Origin of the sequence: Flavobacterium chuncheonense (genome assembly GCF_042686145.1) — a bacterium.
GTDB lineage: Bacteria > Bacteroidota > Bacteroidia > Flavobacteriales > Flavobacteriaceae > Flavobacterium > Flavobacterium chuncheonense.
The window spans coordinates 165,752-192,061 of record NZ_JBHUPC010000012.1 but is presented as its reverse complement, the minus strand read 5'-3'; the positions used below and the strand labels follow the sequence as shown (position 1 = coordinate 192,061).

Annotated in this window: 30 protein-coding genes and 1 other RNA gene; 16 read left to right on the top strand and 15 right to left on the bottom strand. The window is 31.6% G+C overall.

From position 1 onward, the window contains the following. Nucleotides 1–75: 75 nt before the first annotated feature. Both ACFS5J_RS04905 and ACFS5J_RS04900 read left to right on the top strand, forming a co-directional pair. A complete protein-coding gene (locus ACFS5J_RS04905; protein WP_379810924.1) occupies nucleotides 76–957 on the top strand; it encodes a hypothetical protein in 882 nt (293 codons plus the stop codon). A gap of 16 nt (nucleotides 958–973) precedes the next feature. Beyond that, the gene (locus tag ACFS5J_RS04900) at nucleotides 974–1,987 is read left to right on the top strand and encodes a hypothetical protein (RefSeq protein WP_379810923.1); all 1,014 of its coding nucleotides are present in this window, start codon (nucleotides 974–976) and stop codon (nucleotides 1,985–1,987) included. Between the two features lie 148 nt (nucleotides 1,988–2,135). Here ACFS5J_RS04900 and ACFS5J_RS04895 read toward each other — a convergent pair whose 3' ends face one another. Both ACFS5J_RS04895 and ssrA read right to left on the bottom strand, forming a co-directional pair. After that, on the bottom strand, nucleotides 2,136–3,374 hold the full coding sequence (locus ACFS5J_RS04895; protein ID WP_379810922.1) for a site-specific integrase: 1,239 nt from the start codon (nucleotides 3,372–3,374) through the stop codon (nucleotides 2,136–2,138). A 246-nt stretch (nucleotides 3,375–3,620) separates the two neighbouring features. Further along, nucleotides 3,621–4,017: a transfer-messenger RNA gene (ssrA, locus tag ACFS5J_RS04890) on the bottom strand. Between the two features lie 234 nt (nucleotides 4,018–4,251). On the opposite strand from ssrA, the gene ACFS5J_RS04885 reads away from it, so the two are divergent. Next, the gene (locus ACFS5J_RS04885; RefSeq protein WP_379810921.1) at nucleotides 4,252–5,454 is read left to right on the top strand and encodes an NAD(P)-dependent oxidoreductase; all 1,203 of its coding nucleotides are present in this window, start codon (nucleotides 4,252–4,254) and stop codon (nucleotides 5,452–5,454) included. Between the two features lie 142 nt (nucleotides 5,455–5,596). Here the strand turns inward: ACFS5J_RS04885 and ACFS5J_RS04880 are convergent, their stop codons facing one another. The 4 genes from ACFS5J_RS04880 to ACFS5J_RS04865 form a co-directional block, all read right to left on the bottom strand. Continuing rightward, the gene (locus tag ACFS5J_RS04880; RefSeq protein WP_379810920.1) at nucleotides 5,597–5,902 is read right to left on the bottom strand and encodes a hypothetical protein; all 306 of its coding nucleotides are present in this window, start codon (nucleotides 5,900–5,902) and stop codon (nucleotides 5,597–5,599) included. Between the two features lie 96 nt (nucleotides 5,903–5,998). Next, on the bottom strand, nucleotides 5,999–7,351 hold the full coding sequence (gene creD / locus ACFS5J_RS04875) for a cell envelope integrity protein CreD (RefSeq protein WP_379810919.1): 1,353 nt from the start codon (nucleotides 7,349–7,351) through the stop codon (nucleotides 5,999–6,001). 69 nt (nucleotides 7,352–7,420) lie between these two features. Continuing rightward, on the bottom strand, nucleotides 7,421–7,717 hold the full coding sequence (locus ACFS5J_RS04870; protein ID WP_379810918.1) for a winged helix-turn-helix domain-containing protein: 297 nt from the start codon (nucleotides 7,715–7,717) through the stop codon (nucleotides 7,421–7,423). Between the two features lie 51 nt (nucleotides 7,718–7,768). Further along, nucleotides 7,769–8,392, bottom strand: coding sequence for a hypothetical protein (locus tag ACFS5J_RS04865; protein WP_379810917.1), 624 nt, complete (start codon nucleotides 8,390–8,392; stop codon nucleotides 7,769–7,771). A gap of 74 nt (nucleotides 8,393–8,466) precedes the next feature. Between ACFS5J_RS04865 and ACFS5J_RS04860 the strand changes: the two genes are divergently transcribed. Continuing rightward, nucleotides 8,467–8,817 carry a DUF1801 domain-containing protein gene (locus ACFS5J_RS04860; RefSeq protein WP_379810916.1) on the top strand — a complete coding sequence of 117 codons (351 nt, stop codon included), beginning with the start codon at nucleotides 8,467–8,469 and terminating at the stop codon, nucleotides 8,815–8,817. A 50-nt stretch (nucleotides 8,818–8,867) separates the two neighbouring features. On the opposite strand, the gene ACFS5J_RS04855 is transcribed toward ACFS5J_RS04860, so the two are convergent. The 4 genes from ACFS5J_RS04855 to ACFS5J_RS04840 form a co-directional block, all read right to left on the bottom strand. Continuing rightward, nucleotides 8,868–9,713: a hypothetical protein gene (locus ACFS5J_RS04855; protein WP_379810914.1), complete on the bottom strand. Its 846-nt coding sequence runs from the start codon at nucleotides 9,711–9,713 to the stop codon at nucleotides 8,868–8,870. Nucleotides 9,714–9,733: 20 nt separating this feature from the next. Further along, nucleotides 9,734–10,552: a 3-deoxy-8-phosphooctulonate synthase gene (gene kdsA, locus ACFS5J_RS04850; protein WP_379810913.1), complete on the bottom strand. Its 819-nt coding sequence runs from the start codon at nucleotides 10,550–10,552 to the stop codon at nucleotides 9,734–9,736. 99 nt (nucleotides 10,553–10,651) lie between these two features. Further along, nucleotides 10,652–11,101, bottom strand: coding sequence for a 2-dehydro-3-deoxyphosphooctonate aldolase (locus ACFS5J_RS04845; RefSeq protein ID WP_379810912.1), 450 nt, complete (start codon nucleotides 11,099–11,101; stop codon nucleotides 10,652–10,654). Nucleotide 11,102: 1 nt separating this feature from the next. Next, entirely contained in the window at nucleotides 11,103–11,585 is a 483-nt protein-coding gene (locus ACFS5J_RS04840) for a DUF4199 domain-containing protein (protein WP_379810911.1), read from the bottom strand. 87 nt (nucleotides 11,586–11,672) lie between these two features. On the opposite strand from ACFS5J_RS04840, the gene ACFS5J_RS04835 reads away from it, so the two are divergent. Both ACFS5J_RS04835 and ACFS5J_RS04830 read left to right on the top strand, forming a co-directional pair. Beyond that, nucleotides 11,673–12,230 (top strand): YeeE/YedE family protein, encoded by a 558-nt coding sequence (locus ACFS5J_RS04835; protein WP_379810910.1) that lies wholly within the window; start codon nucleotides 11,673–11,675, stop codon nucleotides 12,228–12,230. A gap of 9 nt (nucleotides 12,231–12,239) precedes the next feature. Continuing rightward, a complete protein-coding gene (locus tag ACFS5J_RS04830; protein WP_379810909.1) occupies nucleotides 12,240–12,653 on the top strand; it encodes a DUF6691 family protein in 414 nt (137 codons plus the stop codon). A 52-nt stretch (nucleotides 12,654–12,705) separates the two neighbouring features. Here the strand turns inward: ACFS5J_RS04830 and ACFS5J_RS04825 are convergent, their stop codons facing one another. Together ACFS5J_RS04825 and prmA are read right to left on the bottom strand one after the other, a co-directional pair. Beyond that, entirely contained in the window at nucleotides 12,706–12,981 is a 276-nt protein-coding gene (locus tag ACFS5J_RS04825; protein ID WP_379810908.1) for an ATP-dependent Clp protease adaptor ClpS, read from the bottom strand. A gap of 32 nt (nucleotides 12,982–13,013) precedes the next feature. Continuing rightward, complete coding sequence (prmA, locus tag ACFS5J_RS04820) at nucleotides 13,014–13,850, bottom strand: 50S ribosomal protein L11 methyltransferase (protein WP_379810907.1); 837 nt, start codon at nucleotides 13,848–13,850, stop codon at nucleotides 13,014–13,016. Nucleotides 13,851–13,954: 104 nt separating this feature from the next. Between prmA and ACFS5J_RS04815 the strand changes: the two genes are divergently transcribed. The 3 genes from ACFS5J_RS04815 to ygiD all read left to right on the top strand — a co-directional run bounded on the left by ACFS5J_RS04815 (nucleotide 13,955) and on the right by ygiD (nucleotide 16,863). Further along, a complete protein-coding gene (locus tag ACFS5J_RS04815; RefSeq protein WP_379810906.1) occupies nucleotides 13,955–14,794 on the top strand; it encodes a CvfB family protein in 840 nt (279 codons plus the stop codon). Between the two features lie 137 nt (nucleotides 14,795–14,931). Continuing rightward, nucleotides 14,932–15,903: a YheT family hydrolase gene (locus tag ACFS5J_RS04810; protein ID WP_379810905.1), complete on the top strand. Its 972-nt coding sequence runs from the start codon at nucleotides 14,932–14,934 to the stop codon at nucleotides 15,901–15,903. A gap of 81 nt (nucleotides 15,904–15,984) precedes the next feature. Beyond that, nucleotides 15,985–16,863 carry a 4,5-DOPA-extradiol-dioxygenase gene (gene ygiD / locus ACFS5J_RS04805; protein WP_379810904.1) on the top strand — a complete coding sequence of 293 codons (879 nt, stop codon included), beginning with the start codon at nucleotides 15,985–15,987 and terminating at the stop codon, nucleotides 16,861–16,863. A 72-nt stretch (nucleotides 16,864–16,935) separates the two neighbouring features. On the opposite strand, the gene ACFS5J_RS04800 is transcribed toward ygiD, so the two are convergent. The 3 genes from ACFS5J_RS04800 to ACFS5J_RS04790 are packed head-to-tail and all read right to left on the bottom strand — an operon-like array spanning nucleotide 16,936 to nucleotide 19,659. Next, nucleotides 16,936–18,099 (bottom strand): serine hydrolase domain-containing protein, encoded by a 1,164-nt coding sequence (locus ACFS5J_RS04800; RefSeq protein WP_379810903.1) that lies wholly within the window; start codon nucleotides 18,097–18,099, stop codon nucleotides 16,936–16,938. Further along, the gene (locus tag ACFS5J_RS04795; protein ID WP_379810902.1) at nucleotides 18,096–18,539 is read right to left on the bottom strand and encodes a PH domain-containing protein; all 444 of its coding nucleotides are present in this window, start codon (nucleotides 18,537–18,539) and stop codon (nucleotides 18,096–18,098) included. The genes ACFS5J_RS04800 and ACFS5J_RS04795 overlap by 4 nt, the downstream gene beginning before the upstream one ends. A 1-nt stretch (nucleotide 18,540) precedes the next feature. After that, nucleotides 18,541–19,659, bottom strand: a complete 1,119-nt coding sequence (locus ACFS5J_RS04790) for a C1 family peptidase (RefSeq protein ID WP_379810901.1) — start codon at nucleotides 19,657–19,659, stop codon at nucleotides 18,541–18,543. Nucleotides 19,660–19,766: 107 nt separating this feature from the next. Here ACFS5J_RS04790 and ACFS5J_RS04785 point away from each other — a divergent pair, with 107 nt between their 5' ends. From ACFS5J_RS04785 to ACFS5J_RS04755, 7 genes are all read left to right on the top strand, one after another. Continuing rightward, nucleotides 19,767–20,606: a 1,4-dihydroxy-2-naphthoyl-CoA synthase gene (locus ACFS5J_RS04785; RefSeq protein ID WP_379810900.1), complete on the top strand. Its 840-nt coding sequence runs from the start codon at nucleotides 19,767–19,769 to the stop codon at nucleotides 20,604–20,606. 23 nt (nucleotides 20,607–20,629) lie between these two features. Continuing rightward, nucleotides 20,630–21,226, top strand: a complete 597-nt coding sequence (locus tag ACFS5J_RS04780; protein WP_379810899.1) for an outer membrane beta-barrel protein — start codon at nucleotides 20,630–20,632, stop codon at nucleotides 21,224–21,226. Between the two features lie 2 nt (nucleotides 21,227–21,228). Beyond that, nucleotides 21,229–21,816: a PH domain-containing protein gene (locus tag ACFS5J_RS04775; protein WP_379810897.1), complete on the top strand. Its 588-nt coding sequence runs from the start codon at nucleotides 21,229–21,231 to the stop codon at nucleotides 21,814–21,816. After that, nucleotides 21,806–23,305: a PH domain-containing protein gene (locus ACFS5J_RS04770; protein ID WP_379810895.1), complete on the top strand. Its 1,500-nt coding sequence runs from the start codon at nucleotides 21,806–21,808 to the stop codon at nucleotides 23,303–23,305. The genes ACFS5J_RS04775 and ACFS5J_RS04770 overlap by 11 nt, the downstream gene beginning before the upstream one ends. A gap of 367 nt (nucleotides 23,306–23,672) precedes the next feature. Then, nucleotides 23,673–24,578 carry a 1,4-dihydroxy-2-naphthoate octaprenyltransferase gene (gene menA / locus ACFS5J_RS04765; RefSeq protein ID WP_379810894.1) on the top strand — a complete coding sequence of 302 codons (906 nt, stop codon included), beginning with the start codon at nucleotides 23,673–23,675 and terminating at the stop codon, nucleotides 24,576–24,578. Nucleotides 24,579–24,581: 3 nt separating this feature from the next. Further along, nucleotides 24,582–25,259, top strand: coding sequence for a metal-dependent hydrolase (locus ACFS5J_RS04760; RefSeq protein WP_379810893.1), 678 nt, complete (start codon nucleotides 24,582–24,584; stop codon nucleotides 25,257–25,259). 1 nt (nucleotide 25,260) lies between these two features. Then, a complete protein-coding gene (locus ACFS5J_RS04755; RefSeq protein WP_379810892.1) occupies nucleotides 25,261–26,301 on the top strand; it encodes an o-succinylbenzoate synthase in 1,041 nt (346 codons plus the stop codon). The last annotated feature ends 9 nt before the right edge of the window (nucleotides 26,302–26,310 follow it).

Genomic DNA, 26,310 nt, shown 5'->3' with positions numbered 1-26,310 from the left:
CTTTTCAATATATCCTATACTTAATAGCAATAATTTTTTAAATTTTTAAGTATATCGATACAATAATAAATAACAATGATGAATTTAAAAAAGAACACTATTTTAATACTTTTTATTTTTATTTCAATACATTCATTTAGTCAATTACAGGTATATGACATTGTTAATAAATCACCAGTTGAAAACGTTTTAATTATTCAAGACCATTTACTCCGAGCGACATCTGATAAAAATGGTCGTTTTATAATTGATTTAACTAACAAAAAGGATTCAGTCAGATTTTATCATATGGGATACAAAGTTTTAAATGTATCAGTCAATGATTTGCATTATCAAAAAGATTTTTTTTTGGAGCCTATAGAAAATGAACTTAATGAAGTTACCGTTACTCAAAATTATAAGAGATTAGAAGTTTATCCGGTAAAAAGGAATATTAATTTTTTAATGATTAATCAACCAGCTAAAATTTGGTATTCATCACAAATTGCGTTATACGTTCCTCATACAATGGAGTTCAGTGAATATTTTATTGACAAAATTTTCATTCACACAATGAAAGGATATTGGGATAAAGATGATAGTTCTAAATACGCCCCCTTTAAAGTTAATATTTATGATGTTGATTCAATAACAAAACTGCCAGGGAAAAAGCTTTTTAAAGATAATTATGTTATTCAACGAAGCTTAGATGAAGATCGAATTGAAGTATCATTATTTGAGAGATTAGATTTTCCAATTGAAGGTATATTTATTGTTATTGAAACGTATAATCAAGATCAGAGTGACGTTAGACCGGCTTTTCGAAGAATTAAAAAAGTAAAAAAGAGTAAGTATGAATCATATTTTAAATCATTATTAGTTAAAGAAGGAAAATATAGTGAATGGACAAGTCATAGTGATATGAGTATTGAGGCAAACTATTATTTTGGTTTAGAATTGATAAAATTTGATAATTAATCCCTTATACTATATTATGAAAAAGATTGAAACATGTACTTTTTTACTGTTGTTTTTGATTAGTTTTAATTTTTATGCTCAGAGGAAAATACAATTTTTAGATAGTATTTCTAATGATCGAATTGGTTATGTATCCATTGACTTGTTAAACGGTAATGGGTACTATGGAAATTCAGAAGGTGTTACATACTTAGATACTGTAAATTTTAAATCAGTAAAATTCACTCATATATCTTATTATGATAAATTAGAATTAATCAGTACCATGAAAGATACTGTTTATTTAAAACCAAAAGAGATTGCTTTAGACGAGGTTGTATTAACTAAGTATTTTACTGGGAAAAAGGTTGAAATTACTAAATCAATTTCAAAAGGGAAAGATTCTATTTTTTGTGCATTTGGAACATATGGTTATCAAATTGCCCAATTTATTAAGTTCGATGATGCTAAAACGTATTATATCGATGAATTTTCGATTCCAATTAAACAGGACGATTTATATATGAAAATTAATAATATTAAAGAATTTTCTACATTTTTAGTTAAGTTATCTTTTCATGAAAATTATAACGGATTACCATCGGATAATACCATAACTGAATCAGAATATATATCAGTAGGAAAAAGTGAAATTAAAAAAGGTGTCATTACTTATAAGCTTGTGAAGCCTATTAAATTTGCTAAAAATGGAATATTTAGTATTATCACATTTTTGGGTCAAACAGATAATAATGGAGATTTATTATTAGAAAGTCCTCATAGAGTTTTAAAAGATAAAAAAGGAAAAGAAATTTTATTTGTCAAATATTTACCTATCAAAATTCCTTTGAAAGAAAGCAAAAGTGATACAGTCAATACTTTTTCAAAATTATTTTTTTCGAAAGAAAATATTTATACCAGAATAACTCCCCCAATATCAATACCTATGAATTTAGTAGGAGTTGACAAGAAAGAATATATAGAAAATTTAAAAAGAGATATGCCTATTTATTACATTGATTTCGGTTTTAAATATTTTTATTATGAATAAAAAAAACTATTTATTATGTTCTATTCCTATAAAAAAGCTGTTCTAATTATAAGTAATTATTATGTTTAACTTTTGTAAGATAGACTTTTAGAAGCTCTAACTTTTTTTTATATTACATTGGAGCATAGAACATTGTTTGCTATATTTCTTATGTTCCAGTAGTTTTCTTTGGGAGTATTGTAAACTTATCTTTTAGGATTTTCATATCCTCACTAACTTTTCTATCCAGGACTTTAGCATAATGCTGGGTAGTTCTTAGATTCTTGTGCCCAAGCATTTTACTTACACTTTCAATTGGGACACCATTAGTTAGTGTTACCGTCGTAGCGAAAGTATGTCGGGCAATATGAAAGGTTAGTTCTTTATTGATGTTGCATACAGCTGCAATTTCTTTTAAGTAGGCATTCATTTTTTGATTGGATAGAATAGGGAGTAGGCGATTTTCATTTGAACATTGTGGATGGTTTTCATATTTATCGATTATCATTTGTGTAACGGGAAGGATTGGTATTTTAGAAGCGCTTTCGGTTTTTTGACGGTGTGTAAATATCCATTTCTCACCATCAATACCATGGCTTATATGGGACTTTGTTAGGTTTTTGACATCTATGTAGGCTAGGCCGGTAAAGCAGGAAAACACAAACATATCCCTTACGATTTCTAGGCGCTTTATTTTAAACTCTATATTTAATAAAGATTCAATTTCTGTTTCACTTAAAAAAGTTCGTTCAATTTCTTTTACTTTACCTTTATAATTAAGGAATGGATCTTTTTCAATCCAACCATTTGCGTAGCATTGTTTTACTATTTTTCCGAAGTTTCGTATGTATTTTATAGTTGAATTGTTATTGCAGTTTTTTACATTTCTTAAAAAGTAATCAAAGTCGTTGATAAATGCCAGGTCAATTTGTTTGATTGAAATATCTGTAGTTGAATATTGGCTTTTTAAAAACTCTTTTGTGTGGTTTAGTGCTGTTTCATATTTTTTGTAGGTATTAATGGAGAACTCTTTACCAATTAATTCTTTCATACGTTTGTTATGATTCTCGAAAATTTGAATCAATTTTCTTTGATTTTCTTCGATACCTAAAAGTTTATTTTTGAAGGAATGGGCAGTTATTTCATGTTCATTATTGACCATCCATTTTTCTGTTTCATATACTTTTAATTTTAAGATATCGAGGTAACTATTGATTAGTCTGGCTTCTTCAGAACTGCCCTTTAATTTTCCTGCAGCAGCATTCCATTTTGATTTTACTACAAATTTTGAGGTACTTAATTCTATTCGTGTTCCGTTGATTGTTATCCTTTGATAAATGGGAAGTAGGCCGTTTTTTGAAGCTTTAGCACTTTTTACATAAAAAAGTATGGATATTTTGTGTTTCATTTTGTGGTGACTTTATAGTTATTCAAATTATATTATTTATTGTTTTTAGACAAGATGTTCATCTTCTGAACAGCTTGCTATCATTGGCTTAAGGAGAAATTCGGTTACCCTAATTTTGCTTTTTTTCGGGTAACCGATTTTACTACCTATATTTTGTGATTTAATAGATAATTTGAATAGTCAGAAAAACAAAAGTGCCTGTAAATCATACGATTTACAGGCACTTAGTTGATTTTGAAATTGTTTTAGTGGAGTCGCCGAGAATCGAACTCGGGTCCAAACAAGCAATCAAGAAGCTTTCTACACGCTTAGTTTTCATTTGGATTTTCGACTAAAAGCGAGGCTGAAAACAACCACTTTTAGCTTAGCTTTATTAATTTCAGAAAGGATTTAAAGCGTTACCTTTCCTAGGTTTACTTTTACGGTTCCCCTTGGCCAAACGCTATAAACCAAAGCTTTTGAGGAGAATCTAGCTTTCCAACCTTGTTGGAACTAGGCAAATCTTACTATAATTCAGATTAAGCAGCTAAAGCGTAATTATTTTCGCCGTTTATAAGTTTAGAACCTTTTATTAACGAGAATTGTCCCAGTTCTCGACGTGCTTACTTTTCAATTCCACTCGCTGTCAAAGCCAGTCGACCCCATTATTGGGTAGATAATTATTTAGTAATCAAAATCTAGGCCAAAAATAATAAAATTATATTATAAATACACCCTATTTCAAACAAATTCAAGCTAATTTTAAAATCACTATTAGATATTAAAATTCAGAAGTTATACATCAAAAATGATGGGTTGAATGCTAAAATTAATATTGCAAATAGCACGATCAAAGTGTATATTTGTGAGGAATATAACAACAAACTAACCTAACAAAATGAAATTCGGAATTATTAAAGAACGTAAGTGTCCTCCTGATCGAAGGGCTGTGTTTTCCCCTGATGAATTAGTAAATTTTAAAGCAAAATTTCCTCAAGCTGAAATAGTTGTGGAATCTTCAGATATCCGAGTTTTTACAGATGATCAGTATAAAGAAAAAGGAATTGAAGTAACTAATGATGTTTCAGACTGCGATGTTTTGATAGGTGTAAAAGAAGTACCCATTGACGCTTTAATCCCGAATAAAAAGTATTTTTTCTTTTCACATACCATAAAGAAGCAAGCGTATAATAGAAATTTATTGAAGACAATTCTGGAAAAAAATATTGAATTGTACGATCACGAAACAGTAGTAAATAAAGATAATCATCGTTTAATTGGATTCGGGCGTTATGCTGGAATTGTTGGTGCATATAATGGAATTCGTGCTTTTGGTTTAAAATATGAGTTGTTTAATATCGCAAAAGCAGAGACTTTACCAGATCAAAAAGCATTAATTGAGCGTTTGCGAAAAAATAGACTACCTAATATTAAAATTGTACTTACGGGTAGAGGCAAGGTGGCTTATGGAGCAAAAGAAATGCTGGATGGTATGAAAATTAAAGAAGTTTCCGTTGAAAATTATTTGAGCAAAACGTATGACCAGCCAGTTTATACTTTTATAGACGTTAATGATTATAATATGCGAGTTGATGGTAAACCGTTTAGCAGAGAAGAATTTTTTACCAATCCTATAGATTATGTGTCTAATTTTGAGCGATTTGCTGAAATGTCAGATATTTTCATTGCAGGACATTTTTATGGTAATGGAGCGCCTGTAATTTTGACAAATGAAATGTTACGTTCGCCAAAATGCAGATTAAAAGTTGTAGCTGATATTTCTTGTGACATTGACGGCCCTATTGCTTGTACAATACGACCAAGTACTATAGCAGATCCTATTTACGGTTATTTGCCAAGTGAGCAAAAAGAAGTAGCATTGTCACACCCTAGTGCAATTTGGGTAATGGCGGTAGATAATTTACCATGTGAACTTCCAAAAGACGCTACTGAAGGATTTGGTAAAGTCTTTTTAGACAACGTAATCCCAGCGTTTTACAATGGTGATGTTGATGGAATATTAAGCCGAGCAAAAATTACTGAAGCTGGTAAATTGACTTCGCGATTTGCTTATTTGCAAGATTATGTACAAGGAAGTTAGAAGATAGTTGTGAAAAAAACAATTTGAAGCAGAATGAATTATAAAATTAGAATATTGTTATTTAAAAATTAATTGTTTTAGTTGTCAAAAAATAAGAAACCGCAAATCAATATTTGAATTTGCGGTTTCTTATTTTTCGGTTTTAATTTCCAGCAAAAGGAGTTCCAAATATACCTACTGCAAGTTCTATCCAAATGAGTAAAAAGAAGAATATGATGACTAGTAATGCCATGAGTTTATGTTTTTTTGTTTTGACTATTCTTAAAGTAAATTCTATAGAAAAACTCAACCCCCATAATAAGATTGCACCAATAATGAAGTCAAAAGCTGTCCATTTTACTTCATTTGTAAACACCATAGCAATAAGAGGAATGAGTAATAGACTTGTTGTAGTTATTAATATACCGAAAAGGCGTTTGTTCTGTTTGGATTTGATTTCACTTTTCATGTTATTTGTTTTAAGTTAATAATTTAAAAAGGTAATAATTTTGTATATATTTTATTTTCTAATAAAAATTTATTAGAAAATGGAATATTGTAACGATCAATTATTCCAGTCAATTTTTCTTGAAAAATACATTATACTACCAAGTATAAGGAATAGCCCAATGCTTCCAACTAATAAAGCATAATCTTCTAACTGAATGATGATATAAATAAAGCTATATAGGAGCGTTAAGGAAGCTGTAATGAACAATGGAAATTTTTTGTTTTTTAGAATTGAAATAGAGTAGAGTAGCAGCATGATGATAACTGCACTTGCCGCTATAGCATAGGCAATACTAAAACTAGAATGTTCGGTTATGGAAATAAGTAGAGTATAAAACATGATTAGCGCTAAACCTATCATGGTGTATTGAAAAATGTGGATGTGAATTTTACTGATGGTTTGAATTAAAAAGAAAATCAAAAATGTCAAACCGATTACTAGAAATCCATATTTAGATGCTCTTTCATTTTGTTGATATTCATCAACAGTTTCAATTAGTTTTACACCATATTGATAATTCTTTAAAGCAGGTATTTTTGCTTTGAATTGTTGCGGAAACGGTCGGTTTACATGGATAATTTTCCAATCGGCATGAAAATTTTTAGTTGTGATTTTTTTTGTTGTGTCATTGGTTGCAAAATTTCCGATAAAAGATGGAGAGTTCCAGTCAGCATCCACTGTTGTTGCAGTTGTTTTTCCAATTGGAATAAATTGTACACTATTGCTGCCATTGTAACTTATTGAAAAATTAAAGTTTAAATCTTCCACGGGGTTATAGGTGAAAGTATTGGTCTCTAAAGTATCAAATCTCGATTCGTCATCAGATTTTGCTTCAAGGTTTAAAAATTTGTTATTTAACTTTATTCTTAAATCACTTTTTATGCTTTTCAAGTTTGTTGTTTTTATGATGATGCTCGCTTTGTCCCAAAGAATATTCTCAGGATGAAGGTCAAGTTTTGATATATCAACAGTACCAAAAGTACCATCTGATGTAATAGTAGCTTTGAACACTATAGGTTTGTATAATCCTAGTTGGATATTATCTATTTTGTTTATTGCTGTATTGTGGTTCAATTGATCCGGGAAAAAGTATGCATTTTCAGTATAGCTATATTTTTGAATGGTTTTCTGCTTTGTTTTTTCATCTATCACTTCAGTTTCTGTGATTACTTTATAAGGAATTTTTAAAATAGGCCCCATTAATTCGATGTCTTTACCCCATTTTTGAGTGACGATATCAGTAACTTCTTGCTTTCTATTTGAGCGCTCTGTTATTAAATCTTGAACAAGCGCCAACGGAATTAATAAAACTAAGATTAAAAAGCCTACCATTATCATTTTGGCAGTATTGCTTTGGAAAAATGATGTTTTATTAGGAATGTTCGGATGTTGTGTTTGATTTTCCATGATTGATTTTATTATTTATTATGTTCTTAAAGTACTTTGTATTTCAAAGTGAATGGTTAAAAAAAAGTCTTATGATTTTGAAATTAATTTTTCCAGGGCTTCAATATGTTCTTGAAAAGCTATTTTTCCTGTCTTAGTCGCTCTATAACTCGTATTGGGTCTTCTGCCTATAAATTGCTTTTCAACCGTAATATAGTTTTCGTTTTCTAAAGCTTTAGCATGACTGGCAAGATTACCGTCTGTTACCCCCAGAAGTTCTTTAAGAGTAGAAAAATCAGCACTTTCGTTCACCATTAATACCGACATGATACCTAAACGAATTCGGTGATCAAAGGCTTTATTGATATTTTGAATAATGTTTTTCACGATTGCTTTCGGTTTAAATTATTGCTGAATTAAAGTGCAAATGTAAAGGCCTTAGTTTCTATCGTATTTAAAATACATCATACTTCCATATACAATATGACAAACTCCAAAACCTAAAGCCCAAAACACTAAACCAAAATTGATAAACCAAGTAGCAATTAATCCTAGTAATATCATTGTTATTCCTAAATAACGTACGTCACGCAGAGTATATTTACTCGCATTTACACAAGCTAGTCCATAAAAAATTAAGGTAAGAGGAGCAACTAGGTTAAGTATTTCTTTTTCAATTAAAAAAAGAATAAAAACACCGCCACTTATTAATGGTATTGCAAAGTTTATAAGTAAACGTTTAGATGCGGCATTCCAAATCGTTTCATTTTGTTTTTTTGCCTTTCGTACACTAAATGTAATACCTGTAAGTATGGAAGCAACTAATACAGAGCCAGCTATTATGCATAGTTTTATGACAACAGATTGTGGAATAGAAATAGCGCTATGCGATGTATTTATTTTATATTCAACATAAATGGTTTTAAAGGCTAACCAAGCTCCTACCAAAGCATATATACCTGCTAAAACACCACTTAATCCGCTTAAAGAAAGGCATTGAGATGATTTGTTCATCAAATCTTTAATGTCTTGAATATCTTTTAAATATTTTGCGTTTTCCATTTTTAAAGTACTTTGAAAAACAAAGTAAATAATAAAATTTTATCTGAACAAGTTTTTTAGATTATTTTTATAGTATGAATCCAGTTAATGAATATATCTTAAAGCAACCAAAGCATTATCAAATAATGCTATTGGATGTTATTTCTATTATTGAAAAGGAGTTGGGAGAATCTCAATTGCTTCTAAAGTGGGGAATACCTTATTTTTATTTCAAAAAGAAACCATTCGTTTATTTAGCGCCAAATCATAAAAAGGAATTTTTAGATATTGGATTTGCAAGAGGTTTTCAATTAAAAGCACATCAAGATTATTTAATTGGTGAGAATCGTAATACTGTAAAATCATTGCGATATAAATCGCTCAAAGCGATTCAACCAGAAGTTTTAATAGCTGTCATTAAAGAAGCTGAATTACTGTATAAATAAAAAGATCGAGCCTAAACTCGATCCTTCATTTTGTTTGTATTTAGTTTTAGTTATAGTCGAAATATTCCTCCAATAGTAATGACACGTTGTAAAAACCAAAAATCTTGTGATGCTCTATCTGCACTATCTTCAGTGGTTCTAATGTCATTCATATTAATATAACCTCCTTTAAGTTCGGTTTGAATAAAGAAATGTTTAAAAAAGGTAAAATTCAAACCAGCTTTTGCAGATAAACCGTAACCAGAAATATGAAATTCGTCGTAGCGATCTTTACCTAAAAGTGTAGTATTTGTTCTTGGATATAAAAATCCAGCTCCTAAACCTTCGGTAATGTTGATTTGAAATTTGTCGGTATTCGGTAAGCCAAACCAATTTGAAATATCATCAACTCTTGAAAATTCCGTATTAATATAATTTAAACCATCAGTATGTTCGAATAATAAAAAGTTTTTATCCAAAGTTAATTCATCCTCTGTTGGATTTTCACTGTAAATACCTGGATTTGGGTAGTACCCGCTATAATTTACGGTTCTCTCGTTGTACATTACATATTTCATATGATCAAATCCAATCGAAATATTGTAATGATCTGATATAAAGTATCCCACTCTAAAGTTGGTTTGTGGAATGGTCATTCTTGCAGGATTGATATAATCAACATGCCATCCTTTTGGTTTGTCATGTGCTTCTACATTGTGAAGAGTAAAATCGTAATCATTACCTTTAAAGTGAATGTCAGATTTAGAGTATGTTCCTCTATTTCCACCCCAGTAGATATAGAATTTACCTTTGTTATGAGCCGTGTATTTTTCAGGATTTTCAACTGTTTCTTGCGAAAAGGTGTACTGTGAAAAAACACAAAAAGTTAGTACAACCATTAAAAATGATTGTTTCATTATAGAAAAATGGAAAAAAATTAAAATTGATTTATGGTTTTTCTAATGGCTACAAGTTTAGTCATTAAATCTTCAAAATAATCCAAGTGAAGCATGTTTGCACCATCGCTTTTTGCATTAGCTGGATCAAAATGTGTTTCTATAAAAATACCATCAACACCTACGGCAATACCTGCTTTAGCAATGGTTTCAATCATATCAGGACGACCACCCGTTACACCTATTGTTTGGTTTGGTTGTTGTAAAGAGTGTGTTACATCTAGTACTGTAGTAGCCTGTTGTTGCATGGTAGGAATACCACGAAAATCCACAATCATATCTTGGTAGCCAAACATTGTTCCTCTATCAGTTACCATAACATTTTCGTTATTGCTATCTAAAACTTTTTGAACAGCATGTTTCATACTTTCAGGACTCATAAATTGTCCTTTTTTCAAGTTGACTGTTTTACCAGTTTTTGCGGCAGCTACAACTAAATCCGTTTGACGTACCAAAAAAGCAGGAATCTGAAGCACATCAACATATGCAGCAGCCATTGCAGCGTCTTCATTGGTATGAATGTCAGTAACTGTTGGTATACCAAATTCTTTACTTACTTTTTCTAATATTTTCAATGCTTTCTCATCACCAATTCCTGTAAAACTATCTACTCTAGAGCGGTTTGCTTTTTTAAACGAACCTTTGAAAACAAAAGGAATTTCTAATCGATTGGTAACGGTTACCAAACGCTCAGCAATTTTCATGGCCATTTCTTCTCCTTCAATGGCACAAGGGCCTGCTAAAAGGAAAAAATTGTCGCTAGCTAAATGTTTGATTTGAGGTATATTTTTTAAATCCATTATATCTTGATTTTAAGGTGCAAAGATAAAAAGAAAAACCTTTTAAATCGATGTTTAAAAGGTTACTTACGTTACAAATACGTTAAAAGTTTTTAAGTATTAAAGGTCTTTTTTTATGGTAAAACCTTTCGGACACATGATTTGTCCTTTCTCGTAGATATTAAAATAAAGTATTTCTTTTTGGTTGCTACCATTAAAGGTTACTTCATATAAAACTAATGTTCCAGCCCCCATAGTGTTGTGTGCTGTAGGAAATGGACAACAAGTGTCAATCTTCTTATATTGAATAATTTCTCCATTCGGGCCTTCTAATCCGTTGAAAAAGTAACCGATGTAGATTTCTTCTTGGGGTTCTAAAATAAGACCAATATTAATAGGATAATCAGGTTCATAGCCATATTTTCTGTCTTTGGCTGTTTCGGTAATTACAAACGCTTTGTTCGTGATTTTTGGTTTTACAGCTGAATTGTCAACGTTTTTAATCGTTGATTTTGTACTAGTACAGCTATAAATAGCGACTAATAAAACCAAATAAAACAGTTTGTTCATTTTAAACTTTTTTAGATTTAGTGAAAAGGGAAACAATTGCAGCAGTAACAATTCCAGAAGAAAGTGCCGAAAAAGTACTACTGTAGATATAATTGTTAATATTGAAATAGTTTTGAGCAGCTTCCAACGTCATTTTTTTGTTTGCAACTGTTAATGCAATTAATTTATCAAAATATTCTGGAGAAATTACTGTAAATGTTATGTATTGCGTTAGCGGAATCATTAAAGCGACAAACAAGGATAATATTGAACCCGAAAGAAACCCTTGTTTCCAATCCATTATTCCGTTAAAAAAGTTTTTCTTTTTATCTAAAAGGGCTAAAACGTAAAGTATAATTGCTACTATACCAAAAAGCATAGTGTAAATTTGCTGCATTTCAATTTTTCCATCATGCCATCCCATTTGTTTTTCAAATATGGTCCATGCAAGTGAAGTGATGATAAATATCACGGCCCATTTGAATTCAATAGCAAACTTTTTCATTGAGTATAAATTTTTTATTCAAATTTATACATCCCAAATTACATATAAAAATAAATGAATGGCTACTTTTGTAAAAAAATAAAGAATATGGAATTATTATACGGAACTTGGCATTGGGCCATTTCGGGCTTTTTAATTGGTATTATCATGCTATTGTTGATTTTTTTTGGAAAATCATTTGGAATGTCATCAAATTTACGAACACTTTGTACTATTGCAGGAGCAGGAAAACATGCAGACTTTTTTAAATTCGATTGGCGCGAGCAAAAATGGAATTTGGCTGTAGTATGGGGGGCAATTTTAGGAGGTTTTGTAGCGTATAATTTTTTGAGTAATGGTACAGGTGTTAATTTGAATCCTAATACAATTGAACATTTGGCAGCGATGCATATTGATGCTCCGAATGGAAAATTGGTGCCGGATGCAATTTTTAGTATGGAAACATTGACAACGCCAAAAGGCTTTTTAATTTTATTAGTAGGAGGACTTTTGATTGGCTTCGGAACACGTTATGCTGGTGGATGTACGTCAGGACATGCGATTTCCGGATTAAGTAACTTACAAGTTCCATCATTAATTGCTGTAATTGGATTTTTTATTGGCGGATTGATTATGACGCATTTTTTATTACCCTTAATTTTTTAAGTATTAAACATGAAATTTTTAAGATTTATATTAGTAGGTTTTGTTTTCGGAATTGTTTTAACCAAAGCCGAAGCGGTATCATGGTATCGTATTTATGAAATGTTCCGATTTGAATCGTTTCATATGTTTGGAATTATTATGGTTGCTATAGCAACAGGAGTTATAGGAATTCAAATGATTAAACGTTCAAAAATAAAAGATATTAAAGGTCAAGAAATTGAAATTGTACCAAAAGAAAGAGGTTTTACACGCTACATTGTAGGTGGTACTTTATTCGGTTTAGGTTGGGGATTGGTAGGTTCTTGCCCAGGACCAATCTTTATTTTACTAGGAACAGGAATCTATGGTGTTGCTGTAGTTCTTGTAGGAGCTTTATTAGGAACATACATATATGGTTTATTAAAAGATAAATTACCACATTGATTGGAGATAAATAAATAATAAAAAAATCCCGAGTTTTAACTCGGGATTTTTTTTATTGTATTTCAGCACTTAAACCGGCATCAAGTAAACTTGAGCAAAGGGGTTTAAGTTCGTCATAGCTACCTGTTTTTACTGCGCATTTTCCTTTGTAATGTACTAAAATTGCACACTGTTCTGCTTGTATAGGTTCGTGATTGCAAACACGAATTAGCGTGTCGATAACATGATCAAATGTATTTACATCATCATTAAATAATATAATTTCATTGTTTAATCCAATTAATTCTTCAACTAAAACATCTTCTTGAAATTGTTCTATCGTACTCATCTTTAGTTCTTTAATTTTTTTGATAAAAGTAATTATTGTTTTAAATATTTCAAAGCAACCCAATTGTTTCTTTCAAATTTTTTAACATACTGTAAACCTTTCTCGGTACATGAAGCGTCTATGAAAGGTATATCTTCAGTATAGAATCCACTTAAAAATAAAATTCCATTTTCGTTCAAACAATCAACATATTGTTGCATGTCATTTAAAAGAATATTACGGTTAATGTTTGCAATGATTACATCATATTTTTTACCTGCTAGAAGAGCTGCATCACCTTCATAAACGGTAATGTGTTTACAGTTATTGCGTTCAGCATTTTCAATAGAGTTTAAGTAACACCAATTGTCAATATCAATAGCATCAATAGGTTGAGCACCTTTCATTTCAGCTAAGATTGCTAAAATAGCGGTACCGCAGCCCATATCTAGTGTTTTCTTATTGGTAACATCAGTTTCCAAAAGATGTTGAATCATCATGTGAGTAGTCTCGTGGTGTCCTGTACCAAAACTCATTTTTGGTTCTATCACAATGTCGTATGCTGCATCAGTTTTTTCATGAAAAGGAGCACGAACATAACATTTACCGTCAACTTCAATAGGTTCAAAGTTTTTTTCCCATTCTTCATTCCAGTTTACTTGTTCAATCTCTTCAAAAGAATAATCGATTTTGAATTCTGGATTGTCCAAAATAAAAAGGTCGGCTAAAATGTTTTCATGCCATAAATTTTTCTGAATAAAAGCAGAAAAACCGTTTTCTGTTTCAATAAAACTTTCAAAAGGAAGTTCACCTAATTCAGCAATTAATATTTCAGAACCTAATTCTTTTGGTTCAATAGTAAAATGATACCCTATATATACGTTTGACATTGTCTGTTTTTTTGCAAAGGTAAAGGTTTTCTAAATTAAGATTTAAATATATAGTAAAATAATGTTATGGTTTTTAGCTACCTTTGTGACCAATTTATTTCATTATGTTACATATAGGACAATACAATACTTTAAAAATTTTAAGAGAGACTAAAGTTGGTTTATTTTTAGGAAGTGAAGAAACACAAGAAGATGATGTTTTATTACCAAATAAATATGTACCAAAAGACTTTGCTATCGGCGATGATTTAACAGTATTTGTATATCTTGATCATGAAGAGCGTCCTGTGGCAACTACACTGAAGCCGTATGTGAAATTGAATGAGTTTGCGCATTTAAAAGTGAATTATATCAATAAGTTTGGTGCTTTTTTAAATTGGGGATTGGAAAAAGATTTGTTTGTTCCTTTTAAAGAACAAGCCCGCCCAATGGAGGAAGGGAAACGCTATTTGATTTACTGTTTTATGGACGAGAAAACCAATAGAATGGTTGCGTCAAGTAAAACCCAACAGTTTTTAAATAACGATGAAGTAACTGTAGAAAATGGTGAAGAGGTTGATTTAATAGTTTCGCATATAACCGACGCTGGAATAAATGTTATCATTAACGAGCAGCATAAAGGTTTGGCTTACAAAAACGAAGTTTACGACGATATTAAACCAGGGATGCGCATGAAAGGTTATATCAAAAATGTTCGTCCTGATGGGAAAATTGATGTTTCTCTTCGTAAACTAGGAGTAGAGGCTATTGAGCCGTCTTCACAAGTAATTCTAGATGAATTAAAAGCCAATAGAGGTTTTCTAGGATTAAATGATAATTCACATCCCGAAGATATTCGTACGGTTTTAAAAATGAGTAAAAAAGTATTTAAAAAAGCAGTTGGAAATTTATACCGTCAAAAGTTGATAGAAATAAAAGATAACGGTATTTACCTTATAAAATAATAGTACATATTCTATATTTAGTGATAAATAGATGTAAGTAAAAATGGCCTCGAAAGTTTTTTCGAAGGCCATTTTTCTTAACTTTGTATAGTACCCAATCGTGTAGTTGTAATTCCAAACATTATTTACGAATAGTTATGCCTTTTATCCAAGATTCTGCATACAATGATTTTGTACCTTTTGTTCATAAAAACAATCATGTTTCCACTATTTATGCTGGAAAATTTAAAAAATTCCCTGTTCCTGTTTATAAAAGAGAAAAAATTGAGTTGGCCGATGGTGATTTTTTAGCCGTTGACTACAATGTAAAGAATACCGATAAGGCTATTATTTTATGCCACGGATTAGAAGGTAATTCACAAAGAACTTACATAAATAGTTGCGCCGACTATTTTTTACAACGTAATTTTTCTGTTTTTGCTTGGAATAACCGCAGTTGTAGTGGTGAAATGAATCGTTTACCGCGTTTGTACCATCATGCTACTATAGATGATTTGGACACCGTTATACACTTTGCTTTAAAAAAAGTGAAAGAGGTTTATCTTATTGGGTATTCTATGGGGGGAGCACAAGTGCTGAATTATTTTGGACGTATGGATAATATTTCTGAAAACATTAAAGCTGGAGTAGCGGTTTCTGTTCCCATAGAAGTAAAGTCAAGTGCTGAGTCTTTAAAAAAAGGATTCAATAAGGTTTACATGAAAAATTTCACCATAGATTTATCTCGTAAACTTAAAGTTAAGGCGCAACAATTCCCTGAACTATTGGATTGGGCTAGAATTGATGATATTAAATCTTTTGATGATTTAGATAATAATTTTACAGCTCCTTTACACGGTTTTATTGATAAAGAGGATTATTATTATAGTGTTTCTCCAGCCCGAAGTATTAATAGTATTGCCAAACCAGTATTGATTATAAATGCTTTAGATGACCCTTTTTTAGGTGATGGATGTTATCCAATAGCTTTGGCAGAGGATAATCCCTTTATCCATTTGGAAACCCCTAAGTATGGTGGGCATTGTGCGTATCCGATGAAAAATTCTCCGTATTCTTATGCAGAAGTGAGATCTTATACCTTTATTCAGTCTTTATTTCCGGCTCATTAGTATTTTAAGCATTAAAAATAAGTTAAATATGAAGCTATTATTTGCAATTAATTGTACATTTGTATATACAACTGTTTGAATATGCAGCGTAGTGATTTTATCAAAATAATAGCTAGTGGTGTGGTGATGGGAAATATAAATCCGTTTTACAATTGGTCGAAAGACTTAAAAGAAGGAGATCTTAAATACCCCGTTTTGTTTATAGGTCACGGTTCGCCAATGAATGCAATTGAAGATAATGAGTTTTCAAAGCGATGGAAAAAGCTCGGGCAAGAAATACCAAAACCCAAAGCGGTTGTAGTGGTTTCAGCTCATTGGTTAACCAAAGGAACACACGTTACCGCTATGCCGAACCCTAAAACAATTCATGATTTTGGAGGGTTCCCAAAACCACTTTATGAAGTGCAATATAAAGCACCAGGAGCGCCGCAACTTGCAGATGAAATTAAACAAATGGTTTCATATCCAGTAATAGGATTGGACCATGAATGGGGGTTGGATCACGGAACTTGGTCGGTGGTAAAACATATGTACCCCAATGCAGATATTCCAATTATGCAGTTGAGTATAGATTATTCAAAACCTACAGCTTATCATTATGAAGTAGCTAAACAGCTATTGGCTTTGCGTAAAAAAGGAGTTTTAATAATTGGCAGTGGTAATATGGTGCATAACCTTAGGATGGTAGCTTGGGATAAATTGCTTGAGCCAGAATATGGTTTTGATTGGGCTTTGGAAATGAATGCTGTTTTCAAGCAAAAGATACTACTAGGGAATCACGATGAATTGATTAATTATGAAAGGTTGCACAGAGAGGCTTTAAAAGCTATTCCATCCCCTGATCACTATTTGCCTTTAATTTATTCGTTGGCTTTGCAAGATCAAAATGATGAAATAAGCTTTTTTAACGATAAAGCCGTTGGCGGATCCTTGACAATGACTTCTGTAAAAATAGGGTAATTCTGCCTTAGTAAATCAGATTCATTATGTCTAAACTATTAATTTATTTATAAGAATTTGAAATCATGAGAATTAGTCGTTTTCTATTTCAAAAGGATATTCACCAAATACAGATGATAACTTTTTTAGTTGGTAAACTTTTTTGTTGTAATTGTTTGATAAAGCAATCATTGTTACGGTGTCTTTTTTCAACGTGATATATGATGTTGTGCTTCCATGCCACCAACCATTATGGTAGCATAAAGTATTGTAATTGTCCCACTCGTTAAGTCGGATACCCAATCCATAATTTTTTACACCAGGTCTTTCGTAGCTGTAGCCTTTGAATATTTCTTCTTTTAGTTTCTTTGAAAAAAAGTTTTCAGAATAAGAGGCTAAATCAAATTTTAGTAAATCTTGCGGTGTAGAATAAATATTTTTATCTCCATATACTGCATCAAATTGATCAAAAGGGATAGTATGCCAATTGCTTTTGTAGGATAAACTAACAGTGTCTTTCTGTTGTTCATACTCAAATACAAACGTATTTTGCATTTTTAGAGGTTCAAATAAAAGTTGTTTCATGGCTTCTGGGTAGGGCAACTTGGTGACTTTTTCAATGATTAATGCTAGAAGGGCATAATTGGTATTACAATAGCTAAACCTTGTGTCAGGACGATATTCCATAGGAATATTTTTGGTGCACAATAAATCGATTATATCTTCATTGTGTAATATTTTTTTTCGACCCCAAATGTTATCCGGTTCTGTAAAATAAGCATAGTTGGGTATTCCACTTCGATGGTTCAAAAGTGTTTTTATTGTAATGCCATCGTGTGGGAAATTTGGAAAGTAAGTTTTAATATTTTGATTAATATCAAGTTTTTTCTCATCATATAATCGCATAACTACAGCAGCAGTTAATACTTTACTGACAGAAGCTAAATGCAAAGGTGTTGTTGCTGTTACTTCTTTTTTTGTTTTATAATTTGCAAAACCATTATAGTTTTCAAATAAAATTTCTCCGTTTTTAGCCACTAAAAAACCTCCACTAAATTTATTCTTTTTAATGGTTTCATTGTAAAAATTTGAAATTTCAGCCTGCTTTTCCTTTTTATATTTTTTAGAAACTTTAGAAAACTCAACTTCAAAAGGTTCTTTTATTACTATTTCTTTTTTTGGAGCAGGAGTAGTAGTCGATTCTTTACAAGATACAATGATTAAGACAAGTAAAATGGAAAAATAGCGGATACTCATGATTTTGGCAATGGAATTATTTGGATGTTGGGGTTTATGATTAATAGTTTTTCTAAAAATAGGGTTTCATTTTCTGGAGAAATGTAAATATCATCATAATTGTTGTAGGTAATAATTAATCCGATATGACTTAAAGCGGGTTTCCATATCACAGGAACATAAATTCCTTTATGGTGTTCGATTTTCTTTATTGTTTTAATGTCAATTTTACTAAAAAAAGGCCCTGATTTACAAAGGAGAAGATGATTATCAACGCTGTAATAAGTTTTAAAATAAATCCAAATTAATAAAGTCAAAGTAAGCCCATTTATGGAGAGCAGAACAGCTCCTGCAACAAGTCCTTCACTTCCAAAAACAGGAATTGTGGTGCCTATCAAGACAAGGCACACCATTCCAATTAAATATTTATTTAATGTACTTATAGCGGATTTAAATATCATCTTATAAATTTAGGTTCTTTTTTGTTTTTTTATTCAAACCATCTTTGTGTACGAGAACAGAAATTGCTTTTAATTTCATGTATGGAACACTCATATAAATATAACCTCCGTTCGAAACTCTTTTCTCATCGGTCCCCCAAGAATTTTTTACTTTGTAATAGATATTCCCTTTTTGGTCTTTTACTTTTCCAACAATATGCATTAAGTGATCGTCTGTAGTATTGAAGTTTTCAAACTCCTGTAAACGGAACTCTGGAGTGATCTTTTTTTCTGTAATAATTTCAGCTAAACCAGTTTTTGCATCTGCATCATTTTCGGGGATAAAGGCTACTCCATATTTTGCAGAAAAAGTAGGTTCCGAAACATCTGCATCTAGTGCTAAAGAAAAGCCACTTTCTAATGCATTGTCAATAACAGCGATAAATTCTTCTAAAGGGACATTGTACATGCTTCCATTTGAAAAGTTGTCGGGAATGTTTAATACAAAAGGGAGGTAATTTTTTTGATTGGCAAAGCTGGTAATCGTCACATAATTTTCAGCTTTTATCTTCGTCATGTCACGGAAGCCAGACGGAGTATAACTTTTGCCATCGAATTTAAATTCAGTTGGAATTTCACCTAAATATGCATCTAATACATTATTTACAGCAGCTTTCCATTTTGTTGATAATTGTTTTCCGGGATTGTCAACATAAGTTTTTACCATAGCTTCGAGAACAGCTACTAACTCTGCGTGGTTGTGAATCTTTTCATTCTCAGTAAGTCCTGTGTAAGCACTTAATGGAACCAATCCATATTCAGCAACGCTATTAATTACATCATGGTTTAATCCCCCTTCGCTAAATTGAGCTTTCCCTTGACGCATAATGTAATTAGCTGCTTTTTTGGGGTAAGTTGTACGCACTTGGTACATTTCAGACAAATCAATATGTTTACCAGTTAGGCGTATTATTTCCGATTCTAAAAAAGAAGAAGTGGAATAACTCCAACAAGTTCCGGTTCTATCTTGTGAAATAACGGGTAAACATTCTATATTAGTAACTTCTTGAAATTCATAATTTTGAGCATTTAGGGATACCATTCCAAAAGCCAAAAGTATTCCTGTATAGGTAATTTTCATGCTAGTAATTGATTTAAACTTGCAATATAATCTAAAAAAATGCTTTATTTTTACTGAAATTTAATTTTAACAAAATTTAGAAATCAACGAATAAAAACATATTGAACATGAGTGCGATTGACTGGGTAACCGTAAGAGAGTTTGAAGATATAACCTATAAAAAATGCAATGGTGTAGCACGTATTGCATTTAACCGTCCGGATGTACGTAATGCATTTCGTCCAAAAACAACTGCAGAATTAATTCAAGCGTTTTATGATGCACAAGAAGATACCTCTATTGGAGTAGTTTTACTTTCGGCAGAAGGTCCTTCTTCAAAAGATGGAATATGGAGTTTTTGTAGCGGAGGTGATCAAAAGGCTCGTGGTCATCAAGGTTACGTAGGTGATGATGGTTACCACAGATTGAATATTTTGGAAGTACAACGTATGATTCGTTTTATGCCGAAAGCAGTAATTTGTGTAGTACCAGGTTGGGCAGTAGGTGGTGGGCACAGCTTACACGTGGTTTGTGATTTAACTTTGGCAAGTAAAGAGCATGCAATCTTCAAACAAACTGATGCGGATGTAACAAGTTTTGATGGTGGTTACGGCTCGGCTTATTTGGCTAAAATGGTTGGACAAAAGAAAGCACGTGAGATTTTCTTTTTAGGAAGAAATTACTCGGCGCAAGAAGCTTTTGAAATGGGAATGGTAAATGCGGTTATTCCCCATGCAGAATTAGAAGACACAGCTTATGAATGGGCTCAGGAAATATTAGCAAAATCACCAACATCAATTAAAATGCTAAAATTCGCTATGAATTTGACAGATGATGGAATGGTAGGGCAACAGGTTTTTGCTGGAGAAGCAACACGTTTAGCGTATATGACCGATGAGGCTAAAGAAGGTAGAGATGCCTTTTTGGAAAAGCGTAAGCCTAATTTTGAAAAGAAATATTTACCATAATTAAAGCGCTGAATTATTCATATATGAAAATAATTAAAAGTTTAATTTTTCTTTTCGCATCAATTACAGTTTTTGCACAAGATAATATTGTTGACGATAATACTAAACCATCAAGATTTCAAATAGGTGTGCATTATGTTGGTAATTTGAGGGATAAAAACAACGTAGTAAGTGATGGTTTTAATGGAATTGTTGGCTTAGATGCACAATATGCTTTTTATAGCAATTCAACAATTAAAATTTCAGGGGGATTATCAGTTGATTATTTACAGTCTCGTGAAGTGTTTTTAACGGATGATACCTTTGTTTGGAACCCTAAAGCGAGTATTGAAGTAGATGCTTTCAATGCAAAATTAAAACCCTTTTGTGCTATTGGTTATGCTTTTTTTACCAATAATTTTGATCTTACACCAATTGATTATGTAGGAAATGAACCTATTTATTTTTCAAACCGAAATGTTAAGTTTAATTACAATGGTATTACCCTTCAGCCGGGTTTACGTTACCATTTGTCTAAGTTACTTTATTTGGAAGGAAGTTATAAATTCTATGCAGCTAAATCAGATGGTTTTGATGCCAATTTCCATTTTATTAATTTAGGTTTTGGATTTAAAGTATAGGTATGCAACATTTTTCAAATCAAGAAATTAATCTTTCAAGTTTGCCACAATTTGAAACGGTTGTTTTAAATAGAATAGAATCGAAGTATTACAAAGTAATCCTGATCAATATCGGGATTATTTTGCTTTTATTAGGTTTAGGATTAGGAACTCTTTGGACTATAAATGCTAAATTGTTTCCTGATATTATTTGGGTAATTATTGGTATTGTTTACGTTTTAGTTACGCTTACAAGTTTTATTTTTTCAAGATTGAGCTTTGAGCGCAGAGGGTTTGCTTTTCGTGAGCACGATGCGATTTATAAATCGGGTGTAATTGCACAAACTACGACTATTGTGCCTTATAAAAGAGTACAACACGTTGCGTTGCACCAAGGATTGTTTTCGCGTTATTTTGGGTTGGCTTCCTTAGAATTGTTTACTGCTGGTGGTAGTACTACTGATTTAGAGATTAAAGGGTTGAAACTGGAAGAAGCCCAACAATATAAACATTGGATTATTAAAAAAATTGATGATTTAGCTGAGGAAACAGAGGAAGAAACTGCAGAGTCAATTGTAGAAATAAAACCAAACTTGGATAATGAAGCTTGATTTTTCCATTCCACAACGCCAGTCGAAACTTGGGATTTCCATTTTATTTTTGGATTCCGTGCAGCGCTTATTACGAGCGTCTATCGGATTGTTTGTAGTTTTTGCTTTTAATTTTCAAAAATATAGTGGAAAATTAATCTGGATGGGGTTCATCATTTTGGCTTTGTCTATTTTAGGAACTTTTATACGTTATTGGTATTTTACTTTTCAAATTGATTTTTCGTCTAAGGAATTGATTATTCAAAAAGGATTTTTGAAAAAATCACGGATTAGTATCCAACTGCATAAAATCCAACAAATTAATTTGAATCAAAGTTTGTTGCATAAAATCTTCCAATTGTATGAAGTGAAAGTTGATACAGCTGGAAGTGGAAAAAAAGAAGTTGAAATTAAGGCAATTTCAAGTGCAGTTGCCAACCAATTGAAAGAAGTAATTGAAGTCTTAAATGAACAAGAAACTAGTGTAGTTACTGAAACCATTCAAACGGAAACGATACCTTCAAAATCAATAAAAATTGATTTTTTAACCTTAGTTAAAACTGGAATTACTTCAAAGTATGTCGAAACTTTTGGTTGGTTGTTTTTGGTATTAAATACGCTTTGGGAAAACGGGAAGCAAATACATCTTGAGGATAAAATTGACACCAACGCCGTTGAACGTTATTTTGATTACAATTCGGTATTGTTGTCAGTAATTACAGGTTTTATTTTTATTTTTATCTTGATTATTACTATAAATTTGGTTAGAACCATAGTCCGTTATTTTAATTTTGAGATTTCAAAAACCAAGCATTCATTGCTACTTTCTTTCGGACTTTTTACTACTCGAAAAACGATTATTAATCCGATAAAAGTTCAAGTTTTTAAAATTTCACAAAACTATTTTCAAGAGAAGTTAGATATCAACAATATCAGAATAGAACAGGCTTCAAGTGACGAAAATAACAAGCAAAAAAGAAAAGATAGAATAGAAATACCGGGTTGTTCAGAAGCTGTAAAAAAGCAGCTTTTTGACTTTATTTACAATAAGAGTATTTCAAACGAAGCGGTTTATTTTCCGAGTATTCGCAAATTTTGGGTACGTTCTATTTTTATGGTTCTTTTACCGATTCTATCAGTGCTATTGGGAAATTATTTTACCGATTTTTTAATATGGAATAAACTCTTAATTTTAGTTCTTTTGTATGGAATTATTGGAGTTTTTAGCTGTTGGCGATTGTATAAAAATTACAAGTTAATGGTTACTTCTCAGTTTATTATGGTGCAATCTGGATTTTGGGATATTGATACCGCAATTATTGAACCATATAAAATACAAGCCATTACAACTAGTCAATTGTTTTGGCAAAAGCGAATGAATATAGGAAGTGTGTATTTACATACTGCAGGAGGGCATATTTCGTTCACAACAGGTTTTTACAGTGAAATTACAACTTTGTGTAATCAATGGTTGTATCAGGTAGAAACGAGTACTAAAAAGTGGATGTGATGTTGTTTGGTGAAATATTTTTGAAATTGTTCGCCAAAAAGAAATAAACAAAAATTAAAGAATATTAATTTTATAATTACAAGATATATGGAAGGTATAAATTTTAAATTATTGGGAATAGTGACATTTTTCGTGTCCTGTATAGTAGGCCTTTATTGGTTTTTGGTAAATGTTGTAAATGTTTACAAAACTATTGTCACTGGGGCAGTAGCAGAGCTTTTTTGGTTTCCAATGTTGATTTTACTTTTTGTACTTCCCATTCTTACTATTTTTGTAATACTGCTACAAAAAGGAAAAGCGTCTAAACTTTGGTATTTAAGTTTAGTGCTTCAAATAATAACTTTAACGCTACGATTTTTAATCTAATATGAATATTAAACCCTGGATTCAAGCTGCTCGATTACGTACATTGCCGTTATCTATTTCTGGAATTATTGTAGGTAGTGCTTACGCATATTTTCAAGGCTATTCCGACTGGAGAATTGTTGTTTTGGCTTTATTAACCACTTTGGGATTGCAAATTTTATCCAATTACGCCAACGATTATGGTGATGGTGTAAAAGGTACAGATGCAAACCGAATAGGGGAGAAGCGTTTGGTGGCTGCTGGAGTAATTACAGCTAAACAAATGAAAAAAGCAGTATTGCTAACAGCAGGTTTAACTTTTGCTATAGCAATGTTACTCATTTACATTGCTTTTGGTAAAGAAAACTTTGCAATGAGTTTGATTTTTATTCTACTTGGAATTGGTTCAATAGGAGCGGCAATCAAATATACAGTTGGTAAAAATGCTTACGGTTATAGTGGTTTTGGAGATTTGTTTGTTTTTATCTTTTTCGGATTGGTAAGTGTTGTAGGTTCCAACTTTTTGTTTACACATTTTGTTGATTGGAAGATATTTCTACCGGCTACTGCTATCGGAATGTTGAGCATGGCAGTGCTAAATTTGAACAACATGCGCGATATTGAAAACGACCGTGTAGCAGATAAAAATACTTTGGTAGTTAAAATGGGCTTGAAATGGGCTAAAAATTACCAACATTTTTTAGTCATAGTACCATTTGTTTTGTTATTTGTGTTTTCATTAATGATACATACCCGACTTTCATTGAGTTATTTGGTGTTTGTTTTTTTATTGTTACATTTAGGAAGAGTAAGGGCAGCTAAAAAGTACGAAGATTTTGATCCCGAATTAAAAAAAGTAGCATTAAGCACCTTTGTATTGAGTCTTATTTTTTGGTTAGCTATATTGATTAAAGATTTAAATTTTTAAAAGATGAAAATTACATTTTACGGTCACGCTTGTTTAGGAATTCAAGTTAATGATGTTCATATATTGGTTGATCCTTTTATTTCTGGAAATCCCAAAGCAGCTCATGTTGATATTAAGACTATTAAAGCGGATTTTATTTTATTGACACATGCTCATCAGGATCATATTTTAGATGTCGAAGCTATTGTAAAAAGAACCGATGCGGTTATTGTTTCCAATTATGAAATTGCGTCACACTATGGAGCTAAAGGTTTTCAATTTCACCCGATGAATCATGGTGGAAGCTGGGATTTTGAATTTGGAACTGTAAAATATGTGAATGCAATTCATACTTCTTCTTTTCCAGACGGAAGTTACGGTGGACAACCTGGAGGTTTTGTAATTGAAAGCGAACATAAAAACATTTACATTGCTGGTGATACAGCTTTAACGATGGATATGAAATTAATTCCAATGCGTACCAAATTGGATTTAGCGATTTTACCAATAGGAAGCAATTTCACAATGGATGTTGATGATGCCATCATTGCATCTGATTTTGTACAATGTGATAAAGTTTTAGGGTATCATTTTGATACATTTGGGTATATTGAAATTAATCACGAGGAAGCAAAACGTAAATTCTTCGATGCCAATAAAGATTTAATGTTATTGGAAATAGGAGAATCAATAGAATTGTAATTTGAAAGCAACGTACAAAAAATACATTTTAAAATTTAAGCGACCAAGTGGTACTTCTAGAGGTGTAATGACTGAGAAGGAAACTTGGTTACTTTTTTTAGAAAACAATGGAAAGAAAGGAATAGGGGAGTGTGGAATTCTGCGTACACTTTCCATAGATGACCGTCCTAATTATGAAGATAAACTAAAATGGGTTTGTGCTAATATTCATTTGGGTAAAGATAAACTTTGGGATGAGCTGATTGAATTCCCATCGATTCAGTTTGGAGTGGAAATGGCTTTCTTATCATTGGAATCTCAAACACCATTCGAATTGTTTCCTTCTGCTTTTACAGAAGGCACAGATGCAATATCTATTAATGGTTTGGTATGGATGGGGGATCAAGCTTTTATGAAATCCCAAATTGAAGAAAAATTAGCTCAAGGTTTTAACTGTATTAAACTGAAAATAGGAGCCATCGATTTTGATAAAGAATTAGAGTTGTTAGCTGCTATTCGTGAAAATTTTGATGCTGATACGATAGAAATTCGAGTAGATGCCAATGGCGCTTTTAAGCCAGAAGAGGCTTTGGGAAAATTAAAGCAATTATCAGTTTTTCAATTGCACAGCATTGAACAGCCTATAAAAGCAAATCAAATTGAAGCGATGCATTTGCTTTGTAGTGCTACGCCTTTCCCTATCGCATTAGACGAGGAGTTGATAGGTGTTTTCGGAAAGGATAATAAAGAAGCACTTTTAAAAGCTATTCAACCTCAATATATTATATTAAAACCAAGCTTAGTTGGTGGTTTTAAAGGTACTTTGGAGTGGATTACTATTGCAGAACAACTGAATATAGGTTGGTGGATTACTTCTGCATTAGAGAGTAATGTAGGTTTAAATGCCATTACACAGTTTACGTATACACTTGGTAATAAAATGCCACAAGGGTTAGGTACAGGAGGATTGTATACTAATAATTTTGATTGTCCTTTGTATATAAAAGAGGGGCAAATAGGGTATGATAAAAATGCCAGTTGGACTGGTTTAGAAAGGATATAAAAAAACCTG